At 69.0% G+C, this 12,887-nt stretch carries 8 protein-coding genes and 2 pseudogenes; 4 read left to right on the plus strand and 6 right to left on the minus strand.

Annotated features, from left to right (window positions below; translation table 11 throughout):
• Positions 1-218 (plus strand): 2Fe-2S iron-sulfur cluster-binding protein (locus IT40_RS21400; RefSeq protein ID WP_036758236.1); only part of this gene is annotated, 218 nt, incomplete at its 5' end.
• Positions 219-280: 62 nt separating this feature from the next.
• Positions 281-1,390, plus strand: a complete 1,110-nt coding sequence (gene hpbD, locus IT40_RS21405) for a 4-hydroxyproline betaine 2-epimerase (RefSeq protein ID WP_036759552.1) — start codon at positions 281-283, stop codon at positions 1,388-1,390.
• A gap of 330 nt (positions 1,391-1,720) precedes the next feature.
• Here the strand turns inward: hpbD and IT40_RS21410 are convergent, their stop codons facing one another.
• Positions 1,721-3,130: a Glu/Leu/Phe/Val family dehydrogenase gene (locus IT40_RS21410; protein ID WP_036759554.1), complete on the minus strand. Its 1,410-nt coding sequence runs from the start codon at positions 3,128-3,130 to the stop codon at positions 1,721-1,723.
• Positions 3,131-3,193: 63 nt separating this feature from the next.
• Positions 3,194-6,613: a bifunctional proline dehydrogenase/L-glutamate gamma-semialdehyde dehydrogenase PutA gene (putA, locus tag IT40_RS21415; RefSeq protein WP_036759557.1), complete on the minus strand. Its 3,420-nt coding sequence runs from the start codon at positions 6,611-6,613 to the stop codon at positions 3,194-3,196.
• A 109-nt stretch (positions 6,614-6,722) separates the two neighbouring features.
• On the opposite strand from putA, the gene IT40_RS21420 reads away from it, so the two are divergent.
• Positions 6,723-7,187 carry an Lrp/AsnC family transcriptional regulator gene (locus IT40_RS21420; RefSeq protein ID WP_036759560.1) on the plus strand — a complete coding sequence of 155 codons (465 nt, stop codon included), beginning with the start codon at positions 6,723-6,725 and terminating at the stop codon, positions 7,185-7,187.
• 4 nt (positions 7,188-7,191) lie between these two features.
• Here the strand turns inward: IT40_RS21420 and IT40_RS21425 are convergent, their stop codons facing one another.
• From IT40_RS21425 to IT40_RS30960, 3 genes and pseudogenes are all read right to left on the minus strand, one after another.
• On the minus strand, positions 7,192-8,139 hold the full coding sequence (locus tag IT40_RS21425; RefSeq protein ID WP_052096217.1) for an ornithine cyclodeaminase family protein: 948 nt from the start codon (positions 8,137-8,139) through the stop codon (positions 7,192-7,194).
• Between the two features lie 15 nt (positions 8,140-8,154).
• Positions 8,155-8,331 (minus strand): annotated as a pseudogene (locus tag IT40_RS30260) (proline racemase family protein); the annotation flags it as partial.
• Positions 8,324-8,434 (minus strand): annotated as a pseudogene (locus tag IT40_RS30960) (proline racemase family protein); the annotation flags it as partial. The pseudogenes IT40_RS30260 and IT40_RS30960, both read right to left, overlap by 8 nt.
• 180 nt (positions 8,435-8,614) lie before the next feature.
• On the opposite strand from IT40_RS30960, the gene IT40_RS21435 reads away from it, so the two are divergent.
• Entirely contained in the window at positions 8,615-9,295 is a 681-nt protein-coding gene (locus tag IT40_RS21435; protein WP_036759597.1) for a GntR family transcriptional regulator, read from the plus strand.
• Positions 9,296-9,353: 58 nt separating this feature from the next.
• On the opposite strand, the gene dnaE is transcribed toward IT40_RS21435, so the two are convergent.
• A complete protein-coding gene (dnaE, locus tag IT40_RS21440; protein ID WP_036759562.1) occupies positions 9,354-12,824 on the minus strand; it encodes a DNA polymerase III subunit alpha in 3,471 nt (1,156 codons plus the stop codon).
• Positions 12,825-12,887: the final 63 nt, after the last annotated feature.

Here is a 12,887-nt window from a genome sequence, read left to right on the forward strand (position 1 = left end):
GCGCGCAAACCGAGACCATCCTGGCCACGGCGCGGGCGGCGGGCATCCCGATCCCCTCGGGCTGCGGCATGGGCATCTGCGGCACCTGCCAGGTGCTCAGGCTCTCGGGCCAGGTCCACATGGTCCATAACGGCGGCATCACCGACGAGGATGTCGAGGCGGGCTATATCCTCGCCTGCTGCTCAAGGCCCATCGGAAACGTTACCATCGACCTGTGACGGGTTTCGGGGGCCACCGCGCCCCCGAAAGCATTTCTCAAGCAAAATGACAGGGACAGGCCATGAAGATTGCCGAAATCCACCTGTATGCCCATGACCTGCCGGTCAGGGACGGCCCCTATGCCATCGCCAGCTCGACGGTCTGGTCGCTGCAGAGCACGCTGGTCAAGATCGTTGCCGACAGCGGGCTGGTGGGCTGGGGCGAAACCTGCCCGGTCGGCCCGACCTATGCGCCCAGCCACGCCGCCGGCGCCCGCGCCGCGCTGGCCGAGATGGCGCCGGGCCTGATCGGCGCGAACCCGCTGCAGCCGCTGGTCCTGCGCCGCCGGATGGACGGGCTGCTCTGCGGGCATAACTACGCCAAGGCGGCCATCGACATCGCCGCCCATGACCTGATGGGCAAGCATTACGGCGTCCGCGTGGCGGACCTGCTGGGCGGCGTCGCGGCCGAGCGCCTGCCCTCCTATTACGCCACCGGCATCGGCCAGCCCGACGAGATCGCCCGCATCGCCGCCGAGAAGGTCGCCGAGGGCTTCCCGCGCCTGCAGATCAAGATCGGCGCGCGCCCGGTCGAGATCGACATCGAGACCGTGCGCAAGGTCTGGGAGCGCATCCGCGGCACCGGCACGCGGCTGGCGGTGGACGGCAACCGCAGCCTGCCCGCCCGCGACGTGCTGCGGCTCAGCCGCGAATGCCCCGAGATCCCCTTCGTGCTGGAACAGCCCTGCAACACGCTGGAAGAGATCGCCGCCATTCGCGGCCGCGTCCAGCACGGCATCTACCTGGACGAGAGCGGCGAGGATCTGTCCACCGTGATCCGCGCCGCCGGCCAGGGGCTCTGCGACGGGTTCGGCATGAAGGTGACGCGCATCGGCGGGCTGCAACCGATGGCGGCGTTCCGCGACATCTGCGAGGCGCGCGCCCTGCCCCATACCTGCGACGACGCCTGGGGCGGCGACATCATCGCCGCCGCCTGCACCCATGTCGGCGCCACCGTCCAGCCGCGGCTGAACGAGGGCGTCTGGGTCGCCCAGCCCTATATCGCGCAGCCCTACGACCCGGAGAACGGCATCCGCATCACGGGCGGCCATATCGACCTGCCCAAGGGTCCGGGCCTTGGGGTCATTCCCGAAGAAAGCCTGTTCAACCCGCCGATTGCATCCTTTTCCTGAAGCGGTTTCACCAGCGACGCGCGCGGCCACCTGCCGGTCATGTCTCAAGGGCCACGATCATCCGCCGGGTGGGGGATATGCGCGGGAAAGGACCGGCCGCGTATTGCGGCCGGTTTCTCCATTGGCCACAGGCCTGGCCGATGAATGCCTAAGCCCGGTGGCCTTGGATATGGTTCACCAGCAGCTCATACGGCCGCCTCCGGGTCATGTCGCAAAGGCCGCGATCATTCGCCGGGTCGGGCGGTATGGGCGCGAAAGGACCGGCCGTCTATCGCTGCCGGTTTCCCCCTTGGCCGCAGGACCGGGCCGATGGACACCCCGGCCCGGCGGCTAAAGCCCGATGGCCTTGTAGGCCTGCGCCACCTCGTCGATGGCCAGCACGTAGGCGGCGGTGCGCAGGTCCGGGTAGCTGCCGTCGGGGCGGTTCCACAGCGCGCTCATCCGGCGATAGGCGGCGCGCATGATGTCGTCGAGGCCCGAGCGGACCAGCGCGATCTCGCTGCGCGCCTCCAGGAAGCGGGCATGTTCGCTGGGAAAGTCCCGGCCGGTCATCTGCTCCAGCGAGCGCGCCAGCAGCCGGTGCTCGTCCTCTTCCAGCCGCCGTTCCATCAGGCCGAAGGGGATGTGGCTGAGGTTCTTCACCCATTCGAAATAGGACACCACCACGCCGCCGGCATTCGCGAAGAGGTCGGGCAGGATGATCTTGCCGGCCTGGCGCAGGATGGTGTCGGCGGCCTTGGTCGTGGGGCCGTTGGCGGCCTCGACGATCAGCGCCGCCTTGATGGCGGCGGCATTTTCGGCCGTGATCGCGCCCTCGGCCGCGGCGGGGACCAGGATGTCGCAATCGTCGGCCAGCGCCCCCATGTCGGGCGGGCTGACCGCGCCGCCGGCAAAGCCCTCGACCGAGCCGGTCTGGACCAGATGCGCCTTGAGCGCGTCGATGTCGATGCCGTCGGGGTTGCGCACCACGCCCGTCCGCTCGATCACCGTGACGATGCGCACCCCGTCCTCCTGCGACAGGAACTTGGCGGCGTGGAAGCCCACGTTTCCAAGGCCCTGCACCACGCAGGTCAGGCCGGACAGGATCTCGGACTGGAAGCCGGCGCGGGCGCGGTCGGCGGGATGGCGGAAGAATTCGCGGATCGCGTATTGCACGCCGCGGCCGGTGGCCTCGGTGCGGCCCTCGATGCCGCCGCCGCCGACCGGCTTGCCGGTGACGCAACCCAGCGCGTTGATGTCCTGCGGGCGGGCGCGACGGTATTCGTCGGCGATCCACATCATGTTCAGCTCGCCCGTGCCCATGTCCGGTGCAGGCACGTTGGCGGCCGAGCTGAGGAATTCATGCGCCATCAGCTCCTGCGCGAAGCGGCGGGTGATCTTTTCCAGCTCGGTCTCGGTCCAGTCGGCGGGGTCGATCTTCAGCGCCCCCTTGGAGCCGCCGAAGGGCAGCCGCACCAGCGCGCATTTATAGGTCATCAGCGCCGCCAGCGCCTCGACCTCGTCCTGGTCGGCGTTGGGGGCAAAGCGGATGCCGCCCTTGGCCGGACGGCTATGGGTTGAATGCACGGCGCGCCAGCCGGTGAAGGTATGCATGCGCCCGCGCAGCCGCACGCCGAAGCGGGTGACATAGGTCGCGTTGCAGACCTTGATCTTCTCGGCCAGCCCCTCGGGCAGGTCGCAGCGCGAGGCCGCGACGTCGAACATCTCGTTCACATCGGCCAGGAATGATTGATTGCTCATGGAACGCCTCCTCCGGGCTCTTTCTGGAAAACAGGGGGCCGCGGCGGGCCCCCTGCGGTCATCTCAGCCGGCCAGCAGCGCGGCGTTGCCGCCCGCGGCGGTGGTGTCCACGCAAAGGTGGCGTTCATGCGCGACATGGGCGAGGTCGGGCATGGCGCCGATCAGCGGCACGATGGCGCCTGCACGCGCAGCCAGCGCCCTGGCATAGGCGCGGCCTTGCGCCTCGTCGCCCCACCACAGCACCGCCGAAAGCTGCGGCAGCCGGGTCAGCGCCTCGGGCGGCAACTCGCCCTCGGCGCCGACGGCCTGGCCGCCAAGCGCCTGGACCGCCGCCACCTGCGCCGCCACCGCCTGCGGGCCGGGGCCGAGGCAGAGGACCGGCGGCCGGCTATGCGCGGAAAGCCGGTTCAACTCGCCCGTGGGGCCGGGCATCAGCCGCTCGTCGATCCTTGTTGGGACGGTGGCGGACAGCGCGCCGCGCAGCCGCGCCTCGTCGGCCGGGCCCTGCCAGCCGCCTGCCGGGGCCGCGGGCTCGGCCGGCGCGAAGAAGCGCGGCAGGTAAAGCGGACCGCCCGCCTTCGGCCCGGTGCCCGACAGCCCCTCGCCGCCAAAGGGCTGGCTGCCCACCACGGCGCCGATCTGGTTGCGGTTGACGTAGATATTGCCGGCATGGATGGCGTCCGACACCTCCTGCACGCGCGAATCGATGCGGGTGTGCAGCCCGAAGGTCAGGCCGAAGCCGCGCGCGTTGATCGCGGCGACGACGCGCTCCAGCTCGCCGGCGCGGAAGGTCGCGACATGCAGGACCGGGCCGAAGACCTCGCGCTCCAGGTCGTCGATGCCCTCGACCCGCAGCAGCACGGGGGCGATGAAATGGCCCTGCTTCGGTGCCCAGATGCGATGCAGGATGCGGTTCGCCTTGCTCTCCAGGTAGCGCTCGATGCCGGCCTGCGCCTCGGCGTCGATCACCGGGCCGACATCGGTCGAAAGCCGCCAGGGATCGCCCAGCCGCAGCTCGTCCATCGCGCCCTTGATCATGGCGATCAGATGCGGGGCGATGTCCTCCTGCACGTAAAGGCAGCGCAGCGCCGAGCAGCGCTGCCCGGCCGAGCGGAAGGCCGAGGCGACGATGTCGCGCACCGCCTGTTCCGGCAGCGCGGTGGAATCGACGATCATCGCGTTCAGCCCGCCGGTCTCGGCGATCAGCGGCGTGCCGGGGGCCATGTGCTCGGCCATGGCGCGGGCGATGGTCTGCGCCGTCTCGGTCGAGCCGGTGAAGACCACGCCGTTGATCCGCGAATCCGCGGTCAGCGCCGCCCCCACCGTGCCGCCCTGCCCCGGCAGCAGCTGCAGCGCGCCGGCCGGAACGCCGGCCTCGTGCAGCAGCCGCAGGGCGATGGCGGCGACCAGCGGCGTCTGCTCGGCCGGCTTCGCCAGCACGGCATTGCCCGCCATCAGCGCCGCGGCGATCTGGCCGGTAAAGATCGCCAGCGGAAAGTTCCAGGGGCTGATCGCCGCGATCACCCCGCGCGGCCGGCCGGTCGCCCCTTCGCCCTCGGCGGCGTAATAGCGCAGGAAATCGGCGGCCTCGCGCAATTCGCCCACGCAATCGGGCAGGGTCTTGCCCGCCTCGCGCGCCAGGGCGGCGAAGATCGGGCCGAAATGCGCCTCGTAAAGGTCGGCTGCACGGCGCAGCACCGCGGCGCGGGTGGCGGCGGGCGCGTCCCAGGGCCGGGCGTCGTCGATGGCGCGGGCGACGGTCTCGGCATCGGCCTCGGTCACATGGGCGACCAGCTCGCCCGTGGCCGGGTTCGCGACCGCGACCCGCGTGCCCGAGCCGGCGGAGACGGTCAGCGGCGCGGCATCCGGCACCGGGCCGTTGCGGGCGGCCTCGATCCGGGCCAGCGTCGCCTCGTCGCTCAGGTCGAAGCCCCGCGAATTGCGCCGGGCCTCGCCGAAGATCGCCGCGGGCGCGGCCAGCCCGGCTGGCGGACGGGCGCCGGCCAGCGCCTCGAACGGGTCGCGCGCGACCTCCTCGGGCGAGACGGATTCGTCCACGATCTGATGCACGAAGCTGCTGTTCGCGCCATTCTCCAGCAGGCGCCGCACCAGATAGGCCAGCAGGTCGCGATGCGCGCCGACCGGGGCATAGATGCGGCAGCGGCCGTTATAGTCGCGCAGCACGATGTCGTGCAGCCGCTCGCCCATGCCATGCAGGCGCTGGAACTCGAAGGGGATGTCGCCGGCCATTTCCAGGATCGCCGCGACGGTCTGGGCGTTATGGGTGGCGAATTGCGGATAGATGCGGTCGGCGTAGCCGATCAGCTTGCGGGCATGGGCGATATAGCTGACGTCGGTCGCGACCTTGCTGGTGAACAGCGGGAAGCCGTCGAAACCCTCGACCTGGGCACGCTTGATCTCGGTGTCCCAATAGGCGCCCTTGACCAGCCGCACCATGATGCGCCGGTCCAGCCGCTCGGCGGTGGTGTAAAGCCAGTCGATGACCTGGCCCGCGCGCTTGCCGTAAGCCTGCACCACCACGCCGAACCCGTCCCAGCCGGCCAGCGAGGGGTCCGACAGCACCGCCTCGATCACCTTCAGCGAGATCACCAGCCGGTCCTGTTCCTCGGCGTCGATGTTCATGCCCATGCCGGCGGCCTTGGCCTGGCGGGCCAGCGACAGCACCACCGGCACCAGCTCGGCCATGACGCGGGTTTCCTGCGCCACCTCATAGCGCGGATGCAGCGCCGAAAGCTTGATCGAGATGCCGGGGTTCATCTCGACCGAGCCCTTGTCGCAGGCCCTGGCGATGGCGGCGATGGCGTCGGCATAGGCGCGGGCATAGCGCGCGGCATCGAGCCCGGTCATCGCCGCCTCGCCCAGCATGTCGTAGCTGTAGGTAAAGCCCTGCGCCTCGCGCTGCCTGGCGCGCTCCAGCGCCTTCTGGATGGTCTCGCCCAGCACGAACTGCCGGCCCATTTCCTTCATCGCCCGGCCGACGGCGGCGCGGATCACCGGCTCGCCCAGCCGCCGCACGGCGCCGCGCAGGGTGCCGGCGATGCCGCCCTGGTCGTCGTCCAGCACCTTGCCGGTCAGCATCAGCGCCCAGGTCGAGGCATTGACCAGCGACGAGGACGCCTCGCCCAGGTGCCGGCCCCAGTCCGAGGGCGCGATCTTGTCCTCGATCAGCGCGTCGATGGTCATGCGGTCGGGGACGCGCAGCATAGCCTCGGCCAGGCACATCAGCGCCACGCCTTCACGCGTGGACAGGCCGTATTCGGCCAGGAAATGCTCCATCATTGTCGGCTTGGCCTCGGCGCGGATGCGGCGCACCAGGTCGGCGGCGCGGCCGGTGATGGCGGCGCGGGCCTCGGGGCTCAGCGCGGCCTGCGCGACCAGCCGGTTCAGCAGTTCCGCCTCGTCGGCGAATTTCGCCTGGGTGGAAAACGCGTCGGAAAGCTCGGTGGGGTTGACACGTATCATGCCGATCTCCTTATTCGATAGGACAGGAATACCAGATGGCTGCCAGGCGGTGCGCCTGAATATCGGCCAGCAGGTAGGATAATGGAACAAATTCGAGGCGATTTTCAGTATGGACCCGGATCTGGACACGCAGGACCGCAAGATCCTGGCGGAGCTGACGCAGAACGCGCGCATCCCCATCGCCGAACTGGCGCGCCGGGTTGGGCTGTCCAAGACCCCGGTGGCGCAGCGCATCCGGCATCTGGAAGAGATCGGCCTGATCACCGGCTATCGCGCCATCCTGTCGCCCCTGAAGCTGGGCCTGACCCATGTGACCTATGTCGAGGTCAGCATGAACGACACCCGCGAACATGCGCTGCAGCAGTTCAACGCCGCCGTCCGCGCCATCCCCGAGGTCGAGGAATGCTACATGATCGCCGGCGGCTGCGACTACCTGATGAAGGTCCGCTCGCGCGACATGGCCGATTTCCGCCGCATCCTGGCCGAGAAGATCTCGACCCTGCCCCATGTCAGCAACACCTCGAGCCATGTCTCGATGGAGGCGGTGGTCGAGCAGAACTTCCGCCTGGGTTGACCGCTTACGCCGCCATCACCCGCGCGATCCAGGACGCGATCATCAGGTCCAGATGCGCGCCGCCGCCGTTCTTGAACACGGTGATCTCGTCATCCGAGCGGCGCCGGCGGGCACCGGGGCGCAGCAGGTCGTAGAAGTCGCCCAGCACGCTTTCGGCCGTGATCGCGCCCGAGGCGATGGGCATCGTCAGCTCGCCGATATGGCCCAGCGTGGTCGCGCGGCTGTCCACGAACAGCGCGGCCCTGGCCATCAGCGCATCGTCGGCCTCGCGCATGTCGGCCTTGAAGGCGCCGATCAGGTCGACATGGGTGCCGGGCCGGACCCAGTCGCCCAGGATCACCGGCTGCCGCGCCATAGTGGCGGCCGAGACGATGTCGGCCTGCCCGACCGCCGCGCGCAGGTCCGGCGCCGGCTGGAGATCGGCTGCGACGCCGCCCAGCCCGGCCACCAGCGCCTGCGCCTGCTCCGGTCGGCGCGACCAGACCGAGACGCGCTCGATCCCCGGCAGCACCGCTGTATAGGCCCTGACCAGGCTGGCCGCGACCGTGCCCGCGCCGACGACCAGCAGGTGCCGGCTGTCCGGCCGCGCCAGCAGGCTGGCGCCGAGGACGGAATCGGCGGCGGTCTTGATCTCGGTCACGAGCGGGCTGTCCACGATGGCCTGCAGCGCGCCCGTATCCTTGTCGAAGACCAGCATCGCCCCCTGCACCGTGGGCAGCCCCTTGGCCGCATTGCCGTCGCAGACGGTGAAGGTCTTGGCCCCGTAGCCCAGCCCCTCGATGAGGGCCGAGCGGCTCATCATCGTGCCGGTGGGCGGGCCCAGGAACACGTCGCGGATCTCGGCCGGGGGCAGCGCATGGCCCTGCCGCAGCGCCTCGACGGCATCGCGCCAGCTTAGCCGGCCGATCGCGGCCGCGTAGGACAGGAATTGCGGAACCTTCGCGCCCGTCATCGTGTCATGCCTCCGTCACATGCCCATGGGCCAAGTATCCGACAGGCGATAGCCGCCCTGGAAAGGGTCGGCGGGATCGACCATCAGTTGCCGGGTGCCCACCACCCAGGCGCGGCCCGAGATGATCGGGCTTATCGCCGGCCTGCCGTTCACCTGGGTTTCGCCGTCGATGCGGCAATGGAACTCGGTCCCAGAGCGTCTCGCCGGGCGGCGGGGCCACCCCGCCGACGATGACGTCGCCGACCTCGCCTTCCGCATGGCAGGACACGACATGCACGAGTCTGGAGCTGCGCATCTTTTCCTCGATCCGGGGAACGGGCATAGGATTATATTTCGTATACCATATTCCAAACCCAGCTTGCCGGTTCCGCCCCGACCTGTCAAGCGGCTGGGGGCGTGCCCATCCCTTGCAGCCGAATATCGGCTACCATATCTTTCGCGGGCGGCCGAGGCCGCGGAATTGCGGGAGAGCGGAATGCCATTCAAGGACGCAGAGGTTCCCAACCTTGGCAAGGCGCCCACCGCCTCGGACATCATCCTGAAATTCATCCGCGATTCCATCGCCGACGGCTCGCTGGACGAGGGCGAGCCGATCCGCCAGGACGATGTCGCCAGGATGTTCAACGTCAGCAAGATCCCGGTGCGCGAGGCGCTGAAGCGGCTGGAGGCCGAGGGCCTGGTCGAGTTCCAGCGCAACAAGGGCGCCATCGTCACCGCGGTCTCCGAACCCGAGATCGCCCAGATCTTCGAAACCCGCGCCATCCTCGAATCGAACGCCATCCGGCTGTCGGTGCCGCATATGACGCCCGAAACCTTTGCCGAGGCCCAGGCTTTCTGCGACGCCTTCGCCAGGGAAACCGATGTGGCGCAATGGTCGGCGCTGAACTGGCAGTTCCACAGCCGCCTTTATCTGGATGCGCAGCGCCCGTTCCTGGTCAGCACGATCCGCGCGGTGAACGACCGGCTGGAACGCTATCTGCGCATCCAGCTGTCCCTGTCGCACGGGCAAGGCACCGCCGACCGCGAACATCGCGAGATCCTTGCCGCCTGCCGGGCCGGCGATGCGGAAAGGGCGGGCGAACTGGTCTATGCCCATATCATGGGCGCCTGTTCCTCGCTGCTGCACCACCTGCCGGCCGGCAAGGGCGCAAGCTGACGCCCACGGCACGGCTTGCACATGGCCGGGCCGGGAACGCCCCGGCAGCTTCGGCCGCCTATTCCTCCAGCACCTCGAGCACGCCGGGGATCACGCGCAGGGCCTGGCGGGCGGGCGTGGTCAGCGGCACGTCCTCGGCGATCTCGATATCGACCAGGTCGGCCCCGTCCTTCAGCCGCAGCGCGATGGGGCCGCGGGCGCGCGGCGGCACGTTCAGCTCGGCCAGGATGCGCTCCAGCGCCTCGGCGACGGCGGGGACGGCGTCCAGCCCGGCGATCTCGACCGCCAGGCGGTTCGCGCCGGCATCGGCCACCGCCTGATCCAGCGGCATGACCGAGCGCGCCAGCAGCTTGACCTGGTCGCCCGAAGGCTCGACCTGCACCTGCAAGACCACGTTCTCGCCCGGCTCCAGGTGCTGGCGATGCGCATCCAGCGTGTCGGAAAACACCGTGACCTCGTAAAGCCCGGTCGGGTCGGACAGGCCGACAAAGGCGAAACGGGTGCCGCGGGCGGATTTCTTTTCCTGCCGGTGCGCCACGGTGCCGGCCAGCTGCGCCACCAGCGCGCCGTCCTGCGCCGCCTGCGTCACCTCGGCGAGCGTCTGCACCCCCTTGCGGCGCAGCGCCGGCTGGTAGTCGTCCAGCGGATGCCCGGACAGGTAGAAGCCCACGGCCGCATGTTCCTCGGCCAGTTTCTCGGCCGGCATCCAGACGGGCGCCGCGACCGGGCGCGGCGGCGGCAGATCCTCGCCCCCGCCGAAAAGCGAGGACTGGCTGGAGGCCGCCGCCTCCTGCACCGCCGCCGACCAGGCCACCAGCCCGTCCAGCGCCTTCAACACGCGGGCGCGGTTCGGCTCGAGCGCGTCGAAGGCGCCGGCGCGGGCCAGCATCTCCAGCGGCCGCTTGCCGACGCGGCGCATGTCCACCCGGCGGGCAAAGTCCTGCATGTCGGCAAAGGGCCGGTCGCCGCGGGCCTGCACGATCAGGTTCATCGCCTCGACCCCCACGCCCTTCAGCGCGCCAAGGGCATAGACGATCTTGCCCTCCTTGACGCTGAACATGGCCTCGGAGCGGTTGACGCAGGGCGCGACCGTCTCGATCCCCATGCGGTCGGCCTCGCGCTTGTAGACGGCGAGCTTGTCGGTCAGGTGGATATCGCAGTTCATCACCGCGGCCATGAACTCGACCGGGTGGTTCGCCTTCAGCCAGGCGGTCTGGTAGCTGACCACGGCATAGGCCGCGGCATGGGACTTGTTGAAGCCGTAGTTCGCGAACTTCTCAAGCAGGTCAAAGACCTCTCCGGCCTTCTTCGCGTCGATTCCCTGCGCCTTGCAGCCTTCGACGAACTTGGGCCGCTCCTTGGCCATCTCTTCGGCGATCTTCTTGCCCATCGCGCGGCGAAGCAGGTCGGCGCCGCCCAGCGAATAGCCGGCCATGACCTGCGCGATCTGCATCACCTGTTCCTGGTAGACGATGATGCCTTGGGTCTCGGCCAGGATATGGTCGATGGAAGGATGAATGGATTCAAGGGGTCGCAGGCCGTTCTTCACCTCGCAATAGGTCGGGATGTTCTCCATCGGACCGGGGCGATACAGCGCCACCAGCGCCACGATGTCCTCGATGCAGGTGGGCTTCATGCGCCGCAGCGCGTCCATCATGCCCGAGCTTTCGACCTGGAACACCGCGACCGTGCGGGCGCTGGCGAACAGGTCGTAGCTGGGCTTGTCGTCCAGCGGGATGGCGTTGATCTGGTTCTCGGCCCCTTTCGCCGGCTCGTAAAGCATCCGACCGTCGGCCGCGACATGCAGCGGCCGGCCGCCCGCGTTGATCAGGTCCACGGCGTTCTGGATCACCGTCAGCGTCTTGAGGCCCAGGAAGTCGAACTTGACCAGCCCCGCCTGCTCGACCCATTTCATGTTGAACTGCGTGGCCGGCATGTCGGAGGCCGGGTCGCGGTAAAGCGGCACCAGCCGGTGCAGCGGCCGGTCGCCGATCACCACGCCGGCGGCATGGGTCGAGGCGTTCCTGAGCAGCCCCTCGATCTTGGCGGCATAGTCCAGCAGGCGGCCGACCACCTCCTCGCGCGCGGCCTCGCGCAGGCGCGGCTCGTCGGCCAGCGCCTTGGTGACGCTGACCGGCTTGACCCCTTCGACCGGGATCATCTTGGAAAGCCGGTCCACCTGTCCGAAGGGCAGCTGCAGCACCCTTCCCACGTCGCGCACCGCCGCCTTGGACAAAAGCGCGCCGAAGGTGATGATCTGGCCCACCTTGTCGCGGCCGTATTTCTCTTGCACGTATTGGATCACCTCCTCGCGGCGATCCATGCAGAAGTCGATGTCGAAGTCGGGCATCGACACCCGCTCCGGGTTCAGGAACCGCTCGAAGAGCAGGCTGTAACGTATTGGATCAAGGTCGGTAATCGTCAGAGCATAGGCGACGAGCGAACCCGCGCCCGAGCCCCGGCCGGGCCCCACCGGGATACCGTGTTCCTTGGCCCATTTGATGAAATCGGCCACGATCAGGAAATAGCCGGGAAAGCCCATCTGCTCGATGATGCCCAGCTCGAAGCGCAACCGCTCCTCGTATTCCTCGACCGTCGCGGAATGCGGGATCACCGCCAGCCGGGCGCGCAAGCCGTCCCAGGCCTGGCGGCGCAGTTCCTCGACCTCGTCATCCGCAAAGCGCGGCAGGATCGGCTTGTGCTTCTTGACGGCAAAGGCGCAGCGGCGGGCGATCTCGACGGTGTTCTGCACCGCCTCGGGCAGGTCGGCGAACAGGGTCGCCATCTCGGCCGCGGACTTGAAGTAATGCTGCGGCGTCAGCCGGCGGCGCGGCGCGGTCTGGTCGACATAGGCGCGTTCTGAGATGCAGATCAGCGCGTCATGGGCGTCGAAAAGCTCGGGCTTGGGGAAATAGACGTCGTTGGTCGCGACCAGCGGCAGGTCCAGCGCATAGGCGATGTCGATCATGCCGCCTTCGGAACCCGCCTCTTCGGGGACCGGCTGGCCCTCGGCGTCGTGATGGCGCTGCAGTTCGACGTAAAGCCGGGTCGGGAAGGCGGCGGCGAGCCTTTCCGCCAGCCCGCGCGCCTCGGCCTGCCGGCCTTGCAGCACCAGCTGGCCCAGCGGGCCGCCGGCGGCGCCGGTCAGGCAGATCAGCCCCTCGGCATGGGTTTCCAGTTCCTCGACCGTCACATGCGGCAAGGCGTGGTCGTCGCGCAGGTAAAGGCAGGTCGAAAGCGCCATCAGGTTCAGCCAGCCGGCCTCGTTCTGCGCCAGCAGCACCACCGGGCCGGTGACATCAGCCGCCAGCGTGACCTGGCAGCCGATGATCGGCTGCACCCCCGCGTCCTGGGCCTTGACCGAAAATTCCAGCGCCGCGAACAAGGCGTTGCTGTCGGTCAGCGCCACGGCGGGCATGCCGTTTTGCGCCGCGAGATCGGCAAGTTTCTTGACCGGCACCGCGCCTTCCAGCAGCGAATGTTCGGAATGGGTGCGCAGGTGGATGAATCGGGGGGAATTTTCAGGCATGGCGCCAATCTAGGGGCGACCTGCCCAACTGTGCAATTGCCCCTCGGCGGAAAACCGCTAATC

It is taken from the genome of Paracoccus versutus (assembly GCF_000763885.1).
Lineage (GTDB): Bacteria > Pseudomonadota > Alphaproteobacteria > Rhodobacterales > Rhodobacteraceae > Paracoccus > Paracoccus versutus.

Bases quoted from the DNA above. Each gene is read 5' to 3' on its own strand.
- dnaE (WP_036759562.1), bottom strand. From the start codon at position 12,824: ATGCCTGAAAATTCCCCCCGATTCATCCACCTGCGCACCCATTCCGAA.
- IT40_RS21425 (WP_052096217.1), bottom strand. From the start codon at position 8,139: ATGACGGGCGCGAAGGTTCCGCAATTCCTGTCCTACGCGGCCGCGATC.
- putA (WP_036759557.1), bottom strand. From the start codon at position 6,613: ATGATACGTGTCAACCCCACCGAGCTTTCCGACGCGTTTTCCACCCAG.
- IT40_RS21435 (WP_036759597.1), top strand. From the start codon at position 8,615: ATGCCATTCAAGGACGCAGAGGTTCCCAACCTTGGCAAGGCGCCCACC.
- IT40_RS21410 (WP_036759554.1), bottom strand. From the start codon at position 3,130: ATGAGCAATCAATCATTCCTGGCCGATGTGAACGAGATGTTCGACGTC.
- hpbD (WP_036759552.1), top strand. From the start codon at position 281: ATGAAGATTGCCGAAATCCACCTGTATGCCCATGACCTGCCGGTCAGG.
- IT40_RS21420 (WP_036759560.1), top strand. From the start codon at position 6,723: ATGGACCCGGATCTGGACACGCAGGACCGCAAGATCCTGGCGGAGCTG.